At 64.6% G+C, this 16,994-nt stretch carries 14 protein-coding genes; 8 read left to right on the top strand and 6 right to left on the bottom strand.

All coding sequences use genetic code 11. The features are described 5' to 3' along the window. Positions 1-105 precede the first annotated feature (105 nt). The 3 genes from gatB (at position 106) to RA24_RS03470 (ending at position 3,722) form a co-directional block, all read left to right on the top strand. Positions 106-1,617, top strand: a complete 1,512-nt coding sequence (gene gatB, locus RA24_RS03480) for an Asp-tRNA(Asn)/Glu-tRNA(Gln) amidotransferase subunit GatB (protein ID WP_039189787.1) — start codon at positions 106-108, stop codon at positions 1,615-1,617. Between the two features lie 196 nt (positions 1,618-1,813). Then, the gene (pepT, locus tag RA24_RS03475) at positions 1,814-3,055 is read left to right on the top strand and encodes a peptidase T (RefSeq protein WP_039189784.1); all 1,242 of its coding nucleotides are present in this window, start codon (positions 1,814-1,816) and stop codon (positions 3,053-3,055) included. Positions 3,056-3,224: 169 nt separating this feature from the next. Beyond that, positions 3,225-3,722, top strand: coding sequence for a DUF4177 domain-containing protein (locus tag RA24_RS03470; RefSeq protein WP_039174793.1), 498 nt, complete (start codon positions 3,225-3,227; stop codon positions 3,720-3,722). Positions 3,723-3,763: 41 nt separating this feature from the next. Here RA24_RS03470 and RA24_RS03465 read toward each other — a convergent pair whose 3' ends face one another. Further along, positions 3,764-4,018, bottom strand: coding sequence for a BolA family protein (locus RA24_RS03465; RefSeq protein ID WP_039189781.1), 255 nt, complete (start codon positions 4,016-4,018; stop codon positions 3,764-3,766). A gap of 106 nt (positions 4,019-4,124) precedes the next feature. Here RA24_RS03465 and RA24_RS03460 point away from each other — a divergent pair, with 106 nt between their 5' ends. The 5 genes from RA24_RS03460 (at position 4,125) to RA24_RS03440 (ending at position 10,753) form a co-directional block, all read left to right on the top strand. After that, entirely contained in the window at positions 4,125-4,748 is a 624-nt protein-coding gene (locus RA24_RS03460; RefSeq protein ID WP_039189778.1) for a DnaJ domain-containing protein, read from the top strand. Between the two features lie 409 nt (positions 4,749-5,157). Then, complete coding sequence (gene cobS, locus RA24_RS03455) at positions 5,158-6,144, top strand: cobaltochelatase subunit CobS (RefSeq protein WP_019298280.1); 987 nt, start codon at positions 5,158-5,160, stop codon at positions 6,142-6,144. 166 nt (positions 6,145-6,310) lie between these two features. Continuing rightward, entirely contained in the window at positions 6,311-8,188 is a 1,878-nt protein-coding gene (cobT, locus tag RA24_RS03450; RefSeq protein ID WP_019298281.1) for a cobaltochelatase subunit CobT, read from the top strand. Positions 8,189-8,558: 370 nt separating this feature from the next. Then, positions 8,559-10,349 carry an aminopeptidase P family protein gene (locus tag RA24_RS03445; protein ID WP_039189777.1) on the top strand — a complete coding sequence of 597 codons (1,791 nt, stop codon included), beginning with the start codon at positions 8,559-8,561 and terminating at the stop codon, positions 10,347-10,349. Between the two features lie 62 nt (positions 10,350-10,411). Next, entirely contained in the window at positions 10,412-10,753 is a 342-nt protein-coding gene (locus tag RA24_RS03440) for a DUF427 domain-containing protein (RefSeq protein ID WP_019298283.1), read from the top strand. Between the two features lie 186 nt (positions 10,754-10,939). On the opposite strand, the gene RA24_RS03435 is transcribed toward RA24_RS03440, so the two are convergent. From RA24_RS03435 to lpxC, 5 genes are all read right to left on the bottom strand, one after another. Beyond that, positions 10,940-11,131, bottom strand: a complete 192-nt coding sequence (locus RA24_RS03435) for a hypothetical protein (protein ID WP_039152219.1) — start codon at positions 11,129-11,131, stop codon at positions 10,940-10,942. Between the two features lie 196 nt (positions 11,132-11,327). Beyond that, the gene (locus tag RA24_RS03430; RefSeq protein WP_039189775.1) at positions 11,328-13,010 is read right to left on the bottom strand and encodes a chloride channel protein; all 1,683 of its coding nucleotides are present in this window, start codon (positions 13,008-13,010) and stop codon (positions 11,328-11,330) included. A gap of 89 nt (positions 13,011-13,099) precedes the next feature. Beyond that, entirely contained in the window at positions 13,100-14,749 is a 1,650-nt protein-coding gene (gene recN, locus RA24_RS03425; RefSeq protein ID WP_039189773.1) for a DNA repair protein RecN, read from the bottom strand. Positions 14,750-14,776: 27 nt separating this feature from the next. Further along, entirely contained in the window at positions 14,777-15,625 is an 849-nt protein-coding gene (locus RA24_RS03420; RefSeq protein WP_019298287.1) for an outer membrane protein assembly factor BamD, read from the bottom strand. 237 nt (positions 15,626-15,862) lie between these two features. Further along, a complete protein-coding gene (lpxC, locus tag RA24_RS03415; protein ID WP_039189771.1) occupies positions 15,863-16,810 on the bottom strand; it encodes a UDP-3-O-acyl-N-acetylglucosamine deacetylase in 948 nt (315 codons plus the stop codon). Positions 16,811-16,994 lie beyond the last annotated feature (184 nt).

Raw genomic sequence — 16,994 nt, 5'->3', positions numbered from 1 at the left:
CTGCGCGCCGCCGGGCCTAGAACGCTGTGCAACTGAAAATGACATTGTGCCGGTGAAACATCGCACCATGCCACTGCAACTGACATTCGGATACGGCGGAAAACCATGCTCGACCTGACATATGAACTCCCCAAGCCCAAGGTGATCGCGGGCGCCAAGCATGACTGGGAACTGGTCATCGGCATGGAGGTGCACGCCCAGGTCAGCTCCAATGCCAAGCTGTTCTCCGGTGCCTCCACCAAGTTCGGCGCCGAGCCGAACTCCAACGTGGCCTTTGTGGACGCGGCGATGCCCGGCATGCTGCCGGTGATCAACGAATACTGCGTCGAACAGGCCGTGCGCACCGGGCTGGGGCTGAAGGCCGATATCAACCTGTGGTCCGCCTTTGACCGCAAGAACTACTTCTACCCCGACCTGCCGCAGGGCTACCAGATTTCCCAGCTTTATCATCCCATTGTAGGCGAAGGCGAAGTGCTGGTGGAACTGGGTGACGGCACCGCGCGCAACGTGCGGGTGGAGCGTATCCACATGGAGCAGGACGCGGGCAAGTCGATCCACGACATGGACCCCAACATGTCCTTTGTCGACCTCAACCGCACCGGCGTCTGCCTGATGGAGATCGTCTCCCGCCCCGACATCCGGGGACCGGAGGAAGCCGCCGCCTATATCGCCAAGCTGCGCCAGATCATGCAGTACTTGGGCACCTGCGACGGCAACATGCAGAACGGCAACCTGCGCGCCGACGTGAACGTCTCGGTCTGCCTGCCGGGCCAGTATGAGAAGTACCAGGAAACCCAGGACTTCAGCCACCTCGGCACCCGCTGCGAGATCAAGAACATGAACTCCATGCGCTTTATCCAGCAGGCAATCGAAGTCGAGGCGCGCCGCCAGATCGCCATCATCGAGGGCGGCGGCAAGGTTGAGCAGGAAACCCGTCTGTACGATCCGGACAAGGGCGAAACCCGCTCCATGCGTTCCAAGGAAGAAGCGCATGACTACCGCTATTTCCCCGATCCCGACCTCTTGCCGCTGGAAATCGAGCAGGCCTGGGTTGATGATATCGCCGCCAACCTGCCGGAGCTGCCGGACGAGAAAAAGGCGAGGTTCATCAACGACTTCGGACTCAGCGACTATGACGCCTCGGTACTGACCGCAGACGTGGAATCGGCGGCCTTCTTTGAGGAAACCGCCAAGGGCCGCAGCGGCAAGCTGGCTGCAAACTGGGTCATCAACGAGCTGTTCGGCCGCCTGAAGAAAGAAGACCACGCGATCACCGAATCCCCGGTCTCTCCGGCCCAGCTGGGCGGCATCATCGACCTGATCGCCTCTGACGCCATCTCCGGCAAGATCGCCAAGGACCTCTTTGAGATCGTCTATACCGAAGGCGGCGACCCGGCGCAGATCGTCGAGGAACGCGGCATGAAGCAGGTGACGGATACCGGCGCCATCGAGACCGCCCTGGACGAAATCATCGCCGCCAACCCGGCGCAGGTGGAGAAGGCCAAGGTGAACCCGAAGCTGGCAGGCTGGTTTGTCGGCCAGGTGATGAAGGCCACCGGCGGCAAGGCCAACCCCAAGGCGGTGAACGAGCTGGTTGCCAAGAAACTGGGCAGCTGATCCGCCGCACATCCGATACCGGAAGGGCGCCCCTCGCGGCGCCCTTTTTCGTGCCGGAAATGGGGGTGTCCTGCGTGCACCCCCTGTGCACCCCCTGTGCAGCGGGCGGTGCCTTTCCCCGCCACTGCACCGGAATTCCCCGCCTTGACCTTCGCCGCGCCAAGGGCTTTGCTCCTGCCAAAATCCCGGAGGTTTCATGCAGCCCAATTTCGATCAGGAACTTGAGAACCGTCTGGTCCGCTACGCCGCCATCGACAGCCAGAGCGACGAGACATCCGCCACAACACCCAGCACTGAAATCCAGTTCGGCATGCTGAACCTGCTGGTGGCAGAATTGCAGGAAATCGGCGCTGTAGACGTCGCTCTCACCAGCTATGGCGTGGTGCTGGCGACCATTCCCGCCACAGCGCCGGGGCCGGCCATCGGACTGCTCGCCCATGTGGATACCGCGCCCCAGTTCAATGCCACCGGCGTCAAGCCGCGGGTGATCAAAGGGTATGACGGCGGTGATATCACCTTCCCCGACAATCCGGACCTGGTGTTGTCGCCGCAGAAATCCCCTTATCTGGCCTCCAAACAGGGCGATGATCTGATCACCGCCTCCGGCCTCACCTTGCTGGGCGCAGACGACAAGGCGGGCGTCGCCATCGTCATGACGCTGGCGCAGCACTTGCTGGCAAACCCGGAGATCCAGCATCCGAAGATCCGCCTCGCCTTCACCCCGGACGAGGAAATCGGCCGCGGGGTCGGCGAACAGCTGCCCAAGGACCTGGGTGTGGACTTCGCCTATACGCTGGACGGCGGCGACGCAGGCGAGATCGTCTATGAGAGCTTCTCTGCCGACCGCGCGGTGGTGAGTGTGAAGGGTGTGTCGATCCACCCCGGCTGGGCCAAGGAAGAGATGGTCAACGCCGCGCACCTGGCCGCGAAGATCGTGCAGACCCTGCCGCAGGCCACCATGACCCCGGAAACCACCGCGGGCCGCGAAGGGTTCATCCACATCACCGACATGAACGGCGGGTCTTCGGAGATGGAGATCAAGCTGATCCTGCGTGACTTCGAACTGGACGGGCTGGCCGCCAAGGGCACCCTGCTGCGCAGTGTCTGCGAGGCGGTGCAAGCCACTGAGCCGCGGGCGGAAATCACCTGTGAGATTTTCCCGCAATACCGCAACATGCGCTATTGGCTGGAAAATGACATGACGCCGGTGGAGCTGGCGCTGGCGGCCTGCCGCGCGCATGGGATCGAACCGATCTCTGCCCCGATCCGCGGTGGCACAGATGGATCGCGCCTGACTGAATTCGGGGTGCCGACACCCAATATCTTCACCGGCATGCAGAATGTGCACGGGCCGCTGGAGTGGATTTCGGTGCAGGACATGGCCAAAGCCACGGAGGTGTGCCTGACCCTGGTGCAGATGGCGACGTCAGAGGGCTGAAACAGCCCAGAAACCGGAATTCTGCGAAAATTCCGGCTCGGAAAACACGTGTTTTCCGGGCCGTTTTCCGCGCCGGAAAACGGCGAAGGACCGCGCATTGCCCAAACGCCCTGCCCCTTGACCGCCCCCCCCATTCCGCTAAACCTGCGGCCTGAGACAGGAGACGTTCATGCAAGCATTTGAATACAAGGTTGTCCCCGCCCCGGCCAAGGGCACCAAGGCCAAGGGCGTGAAGACACCGGAGGCGCGCTTTGCCAATTCGATCGAGATCCTGCTCAATGAGATGGCCGCCGAGGGCTGGGAGTTCCAGCGCGCCGAGCTGCTGCCGAGCGAGGAGCGCTCCGGCATGATGGGCTCTGCCACCAACTGGCGCAACGTGATGGTGTTCCGCCGCGCGCTGGCGACGGACAAGCCTGCTGAGAAGGCCGCGAGCACCCGCAAGGAGCCTGCCGCACCGTCGGTGGAATTCCGTCACAGCGAACCGGAAACACCGCGGCTGACGGCGGCCGCAGGCGACCCGGAGGCCCCGCCGGAAGCGGAACAGGTGCCTGGCCCCGGTGCCGCAAAGATGCAGGCCGATGACGGGGTCGAGGAACTGAGCCCGGTCTCCGGCATGACCGCCGCGCTGAAGGCACGGGCCGGAATCAAGGACGGCGATAAAGAGTAAGCTCTTGGAAGGGCGGGCAGATTGCCCGCCGCTCTTTGGTCTCAGGCGCCGATATCCAGCGCCAGCGCGTGGATGCGCGGCACGATGCCGCCCAGCGCCTTATGCACCGCGCGGTGCTGCTGCACCCGGTTCATGCCCTGAAAGGCCCCGGCACGGATTCGCACCGCAAAATGGCTCTCGCCGGAGCCGTCATCGCCCGCGTGGCCCGCGTGTTTGTGGCTTTCGTTGACCACTTCCAGCGCGGTTGGCGCAAAGGCCGCCTGCAGCGCCGCTTCCATTTCCTGCTGAACGCTCATTTTCCGCTCATCCCCATCTTTTTTGCCTGCGCCCCCTTCAATCTGGCGCCCCTTAGACTAAACTGCTGCCTCCGAGTCGAACAGATGCGTCTAGAAGGTGCGCCCCATGAGCAAATCCGATCCCTTTGGCTTCGATATGTCCGTCCGCTCCGCCAAGAAGAAGAACCCGCGCGGGCGGCGCGCTGCCAGCGGCGCCTCCGAGACGTCCCAGCGCGTGTGCGACAAGGACGGCTGCGAGGAGGCCGGCAAGTTCCGCGCCCCCAAGGCGCCGGATGTGCTGGATGACTTCTACTGGTTCTGCCAGGAGCACGTGCGCGAGTACAACAACCAGTGGAACTTCTTTGAAGGCACCACCGAGGCAGAGATGAATGCGCAGCGCTCCAAGGACAAGGTCTGGGAGCGCGAGACCAAGCCGCTGGGCGACCCGGAGGCGCGCGCCTGGGCACGGCTGGGCATCGAGGACCCGCATCAGGTGCTGGGCGCCAATGCGACCCAGAACCCGGGCCGCGCGGCCAAGGCAGGCCGCCGCCTGCCGCCCACTGAACGCCGCGCCATCGAGATCCTGGAAGCCAAGGACGACTGGTCCAAGGCCGACATCCGCAAGGCCTACAAGAAGCTGATCAAGGTGCTGCACCCGGACATGAACGGTGGCGACCGCAGCCAGGAAGAACAGCTGCAGGAGGTCCGCTGGGCCTGGGACCAGATCAAGGACAGCCGCAGCTTCAAGTGAGCCGGGGGGGGATTTCCGGAAACCGGGGCGGCAGCAGCCGCCCTTTTTTCATTGCCGCGCCATAGGTTGCGATGGGCGGTCTTTTGCCGAAAGTTTATGATAGAAATTTTATTTCTTTGACGCATACCGCCCTGACCGGTTACGCAGGGGCATGCCGGGCGCAGCTGTCCCCCCAAAAGCGCGACATAACCGGCAAAACGCGCCCCCTGCTGCCCGGCTGGGGGCGCTTTGAATTTCCCCTGCAGCGCTGAACTGCCTGGTCGGCCCGCTCTGGCCCGTCCAGTTGCGGATCAATCGCACGTTCAGCTGGCTTCCGGCGCGACTTTCCCTTGCCCTTGGCGGCCAGATCAGGCACCAATCCCGCGAATTGGCCCCTGACAGCAGGGAAGAGGGATAAGGACCGACTGCGATGACCGACGGATTTGTGGATATGGATGCGAAACCGACCGAAACGATTTCGGTGCGCGATGTGTTCGGGATCGACACTGACATGACGGTCAAGGGGTTTGCCGACAGCTCAGAGCGCGTTCCGGCGATGGACCACACCTACAAGTTCGACCCGGAAACCACGCTGGCGATTCTGGCGGGCTTCAGCCACAACCGCCGGGTGATGATCCAGGGCTACCACGGCACCGGTAAATCGACCCATATCGAACAGGTTGCGGCGCGGCTGAACTGGCCCTCCGTGAGGGTGAATCTGGACAGCCACATCTCCCGGATCGACCTCATTGGCAAGGACGCGATCAAGCTGCGCGACGGCAAGCAGGTCACTGAATTCCACGAGGGCATCCTGCCCTGGGCGCTGCGCAATCCGGTTGCCATCGTGTTCGACGAATACGACGCGGGCCGCGCCGACGTGATGTTTGTGATCCAGCGGGTGCTGGAGCATGACGGCAAGCTGACCCTCTTGGACCAGAACGAGATCATCACTCCGAACCCGTTCTTCCGCCTGTTTGCCACCGCCAACACCGTCGGCCTCGGCGATACCACCGGGCTCTATCACGGTACCCAGCAGATCAACCAGGCACAGATGGACCGCTGGTCGCTGGTCTCGACCCTGAACTACCTGAGCCATGACGCCGAGAGCGCCATCGTCCTGTCCAAGGCGCCGCATTACAACACCGCCGAGGGCCGCAAGAAGATCTCTCAGATGGTAACCGTTGCAGACCTCACCCGCACAGCCTTCATGAACGGCGACCTGTCGACCGTGATGTCGCCGCGGACGGTGATTAACTGGGCCCAGAACGCCGAGATCTTCCGCAATGTGGGTTATGCCTTCCGCCTGTCGTTCCTGAACAAATGCGACGAGCTGGAGCGCCAGACCGTGGCCGAGTTCTACCAGCGCTGCTTTGACGAGGAGCTGCCGGAGAGCGCCGCGAGCGTTTCGCTGGGCTAACTGGTAAAATGCCGCCCGGCCGCAGGCCGGGCAGCGCCCGACCCGCCCCCCACGGGGCGGGCGCTTCTCGCCCACCCCGCCGGGCCGGCCGCTGCCCTATCCGCAGCACACTCGCTGGACTTTCAATCAGGCAAGGGCGATGCTGACTGGCGGAAAAGGTGCGACCATGAAAAAGCCGAACGACAACCCAGCCGATCCGTTCAAGAAGGCGCTGGCCGAAGCCACCAAGGTGATGGCCGACGACCCGGAACTGTCGGTCAGCTATACCGTCGACCCCTCGGGGCTGTCGGGTGACTCGATGCGGCTGCCGCAGGTCTCCCGCCGGATGACCCGCGAGGAGGTGCTGCTGGCCCGTGGCACCGCGGATGCGCTGGCGCTGCGCCACAAGTTCCACGACGACGCTACCCACGCCAAATACGTGCCGCAGGGCGAAATGGCCCGCGATCTCTATGAGGCGATGGAAACCGCCCGCTGCGAGGCGATGGGCGCGCGGCATATGCCCGGCACCGCGTCGAACATCGACGTCAAGATCCGCAACGAGTCGATCCGCCGCGGCTATGACCAGATGAAGTCCTCCTCCGAGGCACCGCTGGCTGCCGCCGCGGGCTATCTGGTGCGCCATCTGGCAACCGGCCGCGAGCTGCCCGAAGGCGCGGGCAACATCATGGAGCTGTGGCGCGGGTTCATCGAATCCCAGGCCGGCGGCACGCTGGAGAACCTGGACGAAACCATTGCCGACCAGGCTGCCTTTGCCAAGCTGGCACGGCAGGTAATCTCCGACCTTGGCTATGGCGACCAGTTGGGCGACGACCCGGATGAGCTGGACGACGAGGCCAATGATGAGGCCGAGGACAACGCCGAGGAGCAGCAGGATCCGGACAGCACCGGCCAGGACGATAGCGAGGAGGAGCAGGCCGACGCCTCTCCTGAGCAGAGCCAGGAGCAGCAGCAGGACGAGAGCCAGGCCCAGGTCTCGATGGACGAAATGGCCGACGATGATCTGGCCGAGGACACCGAGATGCCCGATGGCGAGGCGCCGCTGGAGCCGCCTGCCCCGCCGCCGGTCTCTGACGCCGACCCGGACTACAAGGTGTTCCTGGATGCCCATGATGAGGAAATCAACGCCGAGGAACTGGCCGAGCCTGCCGAGCTGGAGCGCCTGCGCGCCTATCTCGACCAGCAGCTGGAGCCGCTGAAGGGCGCCGTCAGCCGCTTGGCCAACAAGCTGCAGCGCCGCCTGCAGGCGCAGCAGAACCGCAGCTGGGAGTTTGACCGCGAAGAAGGCATCCTGGATGCAGGCCGCCTGGCGCGGGTGGTTGCCAACCCGACCACGCCGCTCAGCTTCAAGGTCGAAAAGGACACCGAGTTCCGCGACACCGTGGTGACGCTGCTGCTCGACAACTCCGGCTCTATGCGCGGCCGCCCGATTTCCATCGCGGCGATCTGCGCCGACGTGCTGGCCCGCACGCTGGAGCGCTGCAACGTGAAGGTTGAAGTCCTCGGCTTCACCACCCGCGCCTGGAAAGGCGGCATGGCGCGCGAGGCCTGGCTGAACGACGGCCGCCCGCAGCAGCCCGGCCGCCTGAACGACCTGCGCCACATCATCTACAAGGGCGCCGACGCCCCGATGCGCCGCACCCGCGCCAATCTGGGCCTGATGATGAAAGAGGGCCTCTTGAAGGAAAACATCGACGGCGAGGCGCTGGAATGGGCGCACCGGCGGATGGTGGCGCGGCGCGAGGCCCGCAAGATCCTGATGGTGATCTCCGACGGCGCGCCGGTGGATGATTCGACGCTGTCAGTGAACCCGGCGAACTATCTGGAGAAGCACCTGCGCGACGTGATTGCGATGGTGGAGAAGCGCAAGCAGGTGGAGCTGCTGGCGATTGGCATCGGCCATGACGTGACCCGCTATTATGAGCGTGCGGTGACGATCACCGATGTTGAGCAGCTGGCCGGCGCCATGACCGAACAGCTGGCCGCCCTGTTCGACAGCGACCCGCGCGCCCGCGCCCGGGTGATGGGCATCAAACGGGCGAGCTGATCCTGTAGCGGACAAAGGCAAGGGCGGGCTCCCGCGCCTGCGGCCTGCATCTGCAGATGCCGTCCTCAGCCTTGGGCATGGCCGCGCGCTGACGCGCGCGGCGGCGCCGGATGCCCTGCATCCGGCGCGTGGCCCAACGGGCCGCAGCGCATCTTGGATGCGCCAAGGACGGGCGGGAGCCTCGCCCGATTCAAGCCTTCCCGCTTGTTCCGTCAGGTCCCGGCAAATCTCTCTGCCGCCGCCCTTGCCAGCCGCAGGGGTATTTGGGACAAGAAGGGGCGCGCGGCTGCTCAGCCCCGCGCCTTTTCTTTGCTGCGGCACTCAGGGTTTCCCCTGCTGCCGCCCCGCCCCATTAGCAGGAGAGACGCCGATGTATCAGACCTTTGACGTGACTGCCCGCCCGGACCAGGGCCCGCCCCGTCTGGCTGCCCTGCGCAAGGAACTGGCGGCGGAAGGTCTCGACGGGTTCCTGGTGCCGCGCTCCGATGCCCATCAGGGCGAATACGTGGCACCACCTGATGAGCGCCTTTCCTGGCTCACCGGTTTCACCGGCTCCGCGGGCTTTTGCGCGGTGCTGCGGGAGATTGCCGGCGTCTTCATCGACGGCCGCTACCGCACCCAGGTGAAACGGCAGGTCGCCGCGGACTACACCCCCGTACCCTGGCCCGATGTGCAGCTGGCGGACTGGCTGAAAGAACAGCTGCCCAGCGGCGGCAAGGTGGGCTTTGATCCCTGGCTGCATGCGGCGGGGCAGATCACCGCCCTGGAAAAGGAGCTGAAGGGCAGCGGCATCACCCTGGTTCAATGCGATAACCTGGTGGACCGGATCTGGGCGGACCAGCCCGCGCCGCCGATGAACCCGGTGGCCGCGCACCCGCTGGACTACGCAGGCGAAAGTGCGGCGGACAAATGCGCGCGGCTGGCCAAGGGACTGCGCGAGGCAGGCCAGGCGGCGGCGGTCATCACCCTGCCCGACAGCATCATGTGGCTGTTGAACATCCGCGGCAGCGACGTGGCCCGCAACCCGGTGGCGCATGGCTTTGCCATCCTGCACGATGACGCGCGGGTGGACCTGTTCATGGCTGCGGAGAAGCTGGAAGGGCTTGAGGGCCACTTTGACAGCTCCGTCACCGTGCATGCGCCGGAAGACTTCCTCAAAGCCACTGCAGCACTCAACGGGTCAGTCGCTGCCGACTCCGGCACCGTGCCGCAGATCGTGGCGGACAAGCTGGGCGAACGGCTGGTGCCCGCAGGCGACCCCTGCGCCCTGCCTAAGGCCCGCAAGAACGCCGCCGAGATCGCGGGCAGCGCGGCAGCGCATCTGCGTGACGGTGCCGCCATCGTGGAAATGCTGGCCTGGCTGGATGCGCAGGCACCCGGCACCATTACCGAGATTGATGTGGTGAAGAAGCTGGAGAGCCTCCGCAGTGCCGACCCTGCCCTGCGCGACATCAGCTTTGAAACCATCGCAGGCACCGGCGAGAACGGCGCCGTCATGCATTACCGCGTGACTGAGGAGACCGACACACGGCTGGAGGACGGCCACCTGCTGGTGATGGACAGCGGCGGCCAGTATCTGGACGGCACCACCGACATCACCCGCACCATCGCCATCGGCACGCCCGGCGAGGAGGAGCGCGCGGCCTTTACCCGCGTGCTGCAGGGCATGATCGCCATGTCCCGCCTGCGCTGGCCCAAGGGGCTGGCGGGCCGCGACATCGAATGTATCGGGCGGATGCCGCTGTGGCTGGCAGGCCAGGACTTCAACCACGGGCTTGGCCACGGCGTCGGAGCTTACTTGAGTGTGCATGAAGGCCCGCAGCGGCTGGCGCGCACCAGCCATGTGCCGTTTGAGCCCGGCATGATCCTGTCCAATGAGCCGGGATACTACCGCGAGGGTGCCTTTGGCATCCGGATCGAGAACCTTCTGGTTGTTGAAACCGCCCCGGCCCTTGACACCAGCGACGCAGAGCGCGACATGCTGTGCTGGCGCACGCTCACCTTTGCCCCGGTAGACCGGCGGCTGGTGAATGCCTCCATGCTGACAGCAGACGAGAAAGACTGGCTCGACAGCTACCACCAGGAGGTTCTGGCAAAAATCGGCCCGCAGCTCAGCCCCGCCGCAAAGGCGTGGCTTGATGCCGCAACCGCCCCCTTGTGACACGGAAGTGTTACATAGGCTGAACACAAGACGACAAGACCGAAGAGAATGGGAAAACACGCATGACCACTATCCGCATCCGCAAGGCCGAAGGCACCTGGACTGTCCGCTCAGGCGGCGCCGTATTGGGGGAAACCTCCAATGCACTGGAGCTGTCGGAGGGCGATCTGGATCCGGTCATCTATTTCCCGCGCGAAGACATTGCGATGGCGTTCCTGGACCGCACCAGCAAGACCACCCACTGCCCGCACAAGGGTGACGCCAGCTATTTCTCGATCGCCAACAAGTCCTCGGTGACCGAAAACGCCGCTTGGAGCTATGAGGACCCCAAGGATGAAGTTGCAGAGATCAAGGGCCACCTGGCCTTTGTGCTGAGCGACTCCGTCAAGGTGGAACAGGTCTGAACCGCCCGCCCGGCTTCACTGCGGGAGTTTCGCGCAGCTGCGGCCGTCCTGCCAGACGGCAATAAGTTAAAAAAACAAGCACCGGTGCCTTGGCGCCGGTGTTTTCACTTGGGGGTTCTTAGGCCGACAAAGCCCTGCCGCTGTCCAAAACAGCGGCTGTCTGCCGTCCGGCACAATCTAAGGGGATCAGGTCAGGACGGCCCGGCTGAGGTTCAGCCTGGCTTGCTCCAAAGAGTCGCCTGCACCGAGAATATCCGTTTCGCGCGCACATTGGATTGCGTAGTTGATTGCCGCTTCCAGTGCTGCCCGTTCGTTTTCCCGCTCGTCCGCCTTGTGTTTCGCACCAGCCTCTTGCGGGCCAGTTTCGAAGTTTCGCATTTTGGTTGCCTGCCGATGTGAGTGTTTTTGCGACTTATTCACGTATTGTTGAGTCAGACTTTGATGCAGAGCAATGCGCAGATTAATTAATCCTTAACCTGTATCCAAAATCTCACATATCCGGGGAGCAACGCGGAAAGTTTCCCCTAAACCGGCACGGGTTTGCACTGGCGCCGCTGCAACTGCTCTGCCTGCCCTACCTGTGCTCCTCGGCGGCGGTGGCGGCCAGGGCGCGGTTGTAGGCCTTGAGCGCGTCCACATGATAGAGCGCACCGATGACCTGCTCCTTGCCGTCCTCTTCCATCACCACAGGCAGATAGGGCACATCGGCCCGGTCGAAAACCGGCATCGCCGCCTCCAGCGAGGCAGCCGCGCGGATGCACAGCCCCTCCTCCACCAGCGCCTGGCAGTCCTCCGGGCTGGCGCAGCGGCTATCGCCCATCGGCCGCATCACCGCGCCTGCGCGGATCAGCGCCAGCAGATAGGCCTGCGGCCCGGCGGCGCAGTGAATGTCGCGGCGCTCCAGCTGGGTCAGGAAGAAGGACCGGTCCACCAGCCGCGAGGCCAGCGCGGTGGACATGGAAACGGACACCATCACCGCCAGGCCAATCTGCCAGTCGCCGGTCAGCTCGAACACAATGAGCGTGGTGGAAATCGGCGCGCCCAGCACCGCGGCGGCCACCGCCCCCATGCCGGCGAATGCGTAAAGCGTGTGGGTGCCGGACACATCCGGCAGCACCGAAGTGGCAATCAGCCCGAAGGCCAGCCCGGTCAGGGCACCGATCATCAGCGAGGGCGAGAACACCCCGCCGCCCATGCGCCCGCCCATGGTGATCGCCACAGCGGCGGTTTTGACCACGGTGAAGATCACTGCCTGTCCCAGCAGCAGTCCCCCAGTGAGGGCCAGAACCGTGGTTTCATAGCCGACACCGATGATATGCGGGAACCAGACGGCGATGACGCCCAGCATGGCACCAGACACCGCCGGGCGCAGCCAGCGCGGCAGCATCAGGCGCTGCTGCACCGTGTTGCCCACCTTCTCGGCAAAGAAGATCGCCCGCATCTGCGCCACCGCCACCAGGCCGCAGATCAGGCCAAGGATCAGAAAAGCGGGCAGTTCCACATAGAACTGCAGCGCGCCGGGCGTGTTGAGGGTAAACTCGGTCACGTCGCCGTATTCCAGCCGGTTGATCACGGTGCCCGCGACCGAGGCCACCACGATCGGCGCAAAGGCGTTGACGGAGAAATGCCGCAGCACCACCTCCATCGCAAACAGCGCGCCCGCAATCGGCGCGTTGAAGCTGGCAGAGACACCCGCGGCCACCGCACAGCCCAACAGGTCGCGCCCGGTGATACCGTCGGCGTTGATCCGGTTGCTGACCCAGGTGGAAATCACCCCGGCCAGATGCACCACCGGCCCTTCCCGGCCCGTGGAGCCGCCTGTGGAGAGCGTAATGAAGGACGCCAGCGCCGAGGCCAGGCCCTCCTTGTGCTCGACCCTGCCGTCATGCAGCGCCGCACCTTCGATCACATCGGCAACCGAGCGCACCCGGGCATCCGGAGTGAAGCGGTCGAGGATCAGACCCACCACCAGCCCGCCGCCCGCGGCTATGCTGACCAGCACATACCATGGCAGGTCCTGCGCGTAGGAATGCAGGTAGTCGACATCCGGCGCGCCATAGACCCAGGCCTGCAGCGCCGCGATCCCCTTGCGGAAGAACAGCGCGGCAAAACCGGCGGCGATGCCGATCAGGAGCGCGATCAGCCAGAACTGGAACTGGCTCGGGCCGCGGTGGCGCAGCACCCGCCAGATGTCCTTGAGGCCGGCCAGCCATTGCAGGAGAATTGCGGAAAGGGACGAACGGATTTCTTGCACCATAACCTGTCAGCGGGTCTTTTTGTTTTCTGTGGCCCCTAGCTGCCACATCGCGGTTAAAGAACCCTCACCCAGGCTATGGCGCCGGCGGGTCATCCCGCCAGCAGCGCGCGGGCCGCGGCACGGGCCTCCTCGGTGATGGTATCACCGGACACCATCCGGGCAAGCTCATCCACCCGCTCGGACTCGGCCAGCGGCACTACCTGCGACAGGGTCATGCCGTCGACCACCTGCTTGCGCACCTGCCAGTGATGGCCGCCAAGGGCCGCCACCTGCGGCGAGTGGGTCACCACCAGCACCTGGCCGCTGCCAGCCAAGCTGCGCAGGCGCCGGCCCACGGCATCTGCCGTCGCACCGCCGACGCCACGGTCGATCTCGTCGAAAATCAGCGTCTTGCTGGAATCCTCGCCGCGCAAGCAGACCTTCAGCGCCAGCAGGAACCGGCTCAGCTCGCCGCCGGAGGCGATCTTGTTCAGCGGCCCCGCGGGCGCGCCCGGGTTGGTGGCAACGGTAAATGCCACTGCGTCCATGCCCTCCGGCCCCGGCTCTGCCGTAGTGATGCGGGTCTCAAACACCGCGCGTTCCATCTTGAGCGGTGCCAGTTCTGCCATCACGGCCTTATCCAGCGCCGCAGCGCTTTGGCGGCGCACCGCGCCCAGCTGCTTGGCGGCCTCGGTATAGGCCGCCTCCGCGGCCTTCAATGCTGCCTCCTGGTCGGCCAGATCCTGATCGCCCGCGTCCAATGCCGCCAGCTTGCTGCGCAGCGTTTCTGCGTAGCCTGCCAGCTCATCCGGCTGCACGTCGTGCTTGCGCGCCAGGCCACGGATCGCGAACAGGCGCTCCTCGCAATCTTCCAGCTCACCAGGATTGAAATCAAGGCTGTCCAGCACCCGCTCAACCCCGTCCTGGGCATCGCCGAGTTCAATCATCGCGCGGCTGAGCGCCGCCAGCGGCTCATCCAGCCCGCCCTCGGCCTCCTGCCCCGCGACGCCTTCCAGCCAGCGCTGCGCCTCGCCCATTGCCGCCTCAGCACCCTCGCTCAGCAGCGCGTGGGCGCGGGCGATGTCGCCGCGGATGCGCTCTGCCGCCTGCATCTGGCGGCGGCGGGTGTCCAGCGCCTCATCCTCGCCCGGCTGCGGGTCCAGCTTGTCCAGCTCCCCCACCGCGTGGCGCAGGAACTCTTCCTCGGCACGTACCGCTTCCAGCGCGGCGCGGGTGGCCGCCACCGTCTTGCGCGCCTTGGCAGCATCGCCCCAGGCGCTGCGCACAGAGGCCAGAAGCGCCTGCACCCCGGCGTATTGGTCCAGCAGCGCCATATGGCCGCGCGGGTTCAGCAAACCGCGGTCGTCATGCTGGCCGTGCAGTTCCACCAATGTCTCCGACAACGCCCGCAGCACCTCGCCCGAGCAGCGGCGGTCGTTGACCCAGGCAGTCTTGCGCCCCTCGGCGGTGTTCACCCGGCGCAGGATCAGCTCATTGCCGCCCGGCAGCCCGGCCTCTTCCAGAATAGCATGTGCGGGATGGCCTTCGCCCAGCTCGAACTCCGCCAGAACCTCGCCCTGGCTTGCCCCCTGGCGCACCAGTTCGGCGCGGCCGCGCCAGCCCAGCACAAAGCCGAGGCTGTCGAGCAGGATGGATTTGCCGGCCCCGGTCTCGCCGGTCAGCACATTCAATCCGGGCTGAAAGTTCAGCTCCAGATGATCAATGATCAGGATATCCCGGATATCAAGCGCGCGCAGCATTGCCCCGCCCCATTGCCGCGGCGGCCGTTACAGCCACCGCCCCTTGATCGTCTGGCGGTAAATCTGGCTCAGCCAATTGTTGCCGCGGTCCTTGGGCTTGAGCCCATTTGCGGACAGCAGTTTGTAGCTGTCCTCGTACCAATCGGTGGACTGGAAGTTATGGCCCAGAATGGCCGCCGCAGTCTGCGCCTCGGCGGTCAGGCCCAGCGACAGGTAGGACTCGACCAGACGGTGCAGCGCTTCCGGCGTGTGGCTGGTGGTCTGGAAGTCCTCCACCACCACCCGGAAGCGGTTGATCGCAGAGGAGTAGTGGCCGCGGCGCAGGTAATAGCGGCCGATCTCCATCTCCTTGCCCGCCAGGTGGTCAAAGGCCAGGTCGAATTTCAGGATCGCCGAATTGGCATATTCACTGTCAGGGTAGACCTCGATCACGGTGCGTAGCGCCTGCAGCGCCTGGAAGGTCAGCCCCTGGTCACGGCCCACTTCGTCGATCTGGTCATAATAGCTAAGCGCCAGCAGATACTGGGCATAGGCCGCGTCTTCATCCGCCGGGTAGAAGTCGATGAACCGCTGCGCGGCGGCGCGGCTGTTCTCGTAATCCTTGACCTGATGATAGGAGAAGGCCTGCATGATCACTGATTGCTTGGCCCATTCGGAATAGGGGTACAGGCGCTCGATCTCGGAAAAGTAATAAACCGCATCCTTGGGACGGCGGTTGGCCAGTTCGAACTCGGCCCGCTCATAAATCTGATCCGGCGGGAAGGCTTCGACCGACTCGCCGCGCTTCACCGCGCCGCCGTCGCCGCCGCAGCCTGCAAGGGCCGCCATCAAAAGGACTGCGCCGAGGGTTTTGGCTCCTGCCCTGATGCCGTTCATTGTGCCTCACCTCACCGTCATTGCCTTACGGGTGTATGCCCCGGTTATGCCGTCTCTAGCATATTCAAATGGCGCGCAAAACGCCTTTCGACACTTCCGCACTCACATGGCAGAGAAAGCCGTCCATGGTCAAGGCTGCCCTGCCGTTCCCGCCCCGTACCGCGCCGCCGCACAGGAAAAGACCCGGGACACTCACGTCCCGGGCCAGTCTGTCCGCTCGTAGTGTGGTCTTCTGCCTTATGCCACGCGGCGCTGCTCGGCCGGGATTTCCGACCAGATCAGCCCCTGCCCCGGCAGCCGTGCGGTCATCGCTGCATCGCAGGCGACGGCCCGGACCGCATCCGGCTGCGCAAACAGGGCCCGCAGCAAAGTGTTGGTCAGCGCGTGCCCCGCGCGCTCGCCAACGTAGCGCCCCAAGATCGGCCCCCCAGCCAGTGCCAGATCCCCCAGTGCATCCAGCATCTTGTGGCGTACAGGCTCGTCCGAGTGGCGCAGACCTGCGCCGCTCTCGACACGTTCCCCATCAAACACAACGGCGTTTTCGCCCGGCTTGCCGCCGAGAGCGAGGCCGTTGGCCTGCATTGTTTCGACATCTGCCTGGCGGCAGAAGGTGCGGCTGTCGCACAGCTCACGCGCAAAGCTGCCATTGCGCATGTCCAGAACCTTGCTCTGGCGGCCGATGGCAGCCTCGGCAAAGTCGATGTGGAATTCAATGGTCAGCCGGTCGCTGGGCAGCAGGGTGGCGCGGGCGCCATCCTTCTCCACCGTCACCGGCTTCAGAATTTCATAAGCCATGATCGGCGCAGCCAGACGCTGCACGCCGTGCTGCATGATGCCGCGCACAAACGGTGCCGAGGAGCCGTCCACGATCGGCACTTCCGGGCCGTCGATTTCGATCAGTGCGTTGTGCACGCCGCAGCCGGCGAGCGCGGCCATGATGTGCTCAACAGTGGAAACGCTGACGCCGGAGCCATTGACAAGCCGGGTGCAGAGCGGGCTGCGCTCCACCAGATCCCAGCGGGCCGGAACCACAGTGTTGCCCAATGCAATGTCGGTGCGCTTGAACACGATGCCGTGCCCCGCCGGAGCCGGGATCAGGACCATGCGTGCGGGTTTGCCGGAGTGCAGGCCGACCCCTTCGAATGCCACCGATGCTTTGAGCGTATTCTGCACGTTGCGCCTCATTCCACTGTTTCCGGCCTCGGGGGCCGTGTTGCGGATGAGAGTTAAGGTTTTGCTTAAAAACGCACAACTCAATCTTTGTAACGGATTGAAACATGGATGTAACAGGTCGGCAAAACACCGCTCAGATCACCGCAATAGCTTGAAATACAAAAATAAAAAGCCGCCCGAAGGCGGCTTTTCAAGC

The sequence above is a fragment of the Leisingera sp. ANG-M6 genome (assembly GCF_000813905.1).
Lineage (GTDB): Bacteria > Pseudomonadota > Alphaproteobacteria > Rhodobacterales > Rhodobacteraceae > Leisingera.
The sequence above is the reverse complement of the archived record's forward strand: the minus strand, read 5'-3'. Positions and strand labels throughout refer to the sequence as shown.

Bases quoted from the DNA above. Each gene is read 5' to 3' on its own strand.
- gatB (WP_039189787.1), top strand. From the start codon at position 106: ATGCTCGACCTGACATATGAACTCCCCAAGCCCAAGGTGATCGCGGGC.
- pepT (WP_039189784.1), top strand. From the start codon at position 1,814: ATGCAGCCCAATTTCGATCAGGAACTTGAGAACCGTCTGGTCCGCTAC.
- RA24_RS03470 (WP_039174793.1), top strand. From the start codon at position 3,225: ATGCAAGCATTTGAATACAAGGTTGTCCCCGCCCCGGCCAAGGGCACC.
- RA24_RS03465 (WP_039189781.1), bottom strand. From the start codon at position 4,018: ATGAGCGTTCAGCAGGAAATGGAAGCGGCGCTGCAGGCGGCCTTTGCG.
- RA24_RS03460 (WP_039189778.1), top strand. From the start codon at position 4,125: ATGAGCAAATCCGATCCCTTTGGCTTCGATATGTCCGTCCGCTCCGCC.
- cobS (WP_019298280.1), top strand. From the start codon at position 5,158: ATGACCGACGGATTTGTGGATATGGATGCGAAACCGACCGAAACGATT.
- cobT (WP_019298281.1), top strand. From the start codon at position 6,311: ATGAAAAAGCCGAACGACAACCCAGCCGATCCGTTCAAGAAGGCGCTG.
- RA24_RS03445 (WP_039189777.1), top strand. From the start codon at position 8,559: ATGTATCAGACCTTTGACGTGACTGCCCGCCCGGACCAGGGCCCGCCC.
- RA24_RS03440 (WP_019298283.1), top strand. From the start codon at position 10,412: ATGACCACTATCCGCATCCGCAAGGCCGAAGGCACCTGGACTGTCCGC.
- RA24_RS03435 (WP_039152219.1), bottom strand. From the start codon at position 11,131: ATGCGAAACTTCGAAACTGGCCCGCAAGAGGCTGGTGCGAAACACAAG.
- RA24_RS03430 (WP_039189775.1), bottom strand. From the start codon at position 13,010: ATGGTGCAAGAAATCCGTTCGTCCCTTTCCGCAATTCTCCTGCAATGG.
- recN (WP_039189773.1), bottom strand. From the start codon at position 14,749: ATGCTGCGCGCGCTTGATATCCGGGATATCCTGATCATTGATCATCTG.
- RA24_RS03420 (WP_019298287.1), bottom strand. From the start codon at position 15,625: ATGAACGGCATCAGGGCAGGAGCCAAAACCCTCGGCGCAGTCCTTTTG.
- lpxC (WP_039189771.1), bottom strand. From the start codon at position 16,810: ATGAGGCGCAACGTGCAGAATACGCTCAAAGCATCGGTGGCATTCGAA.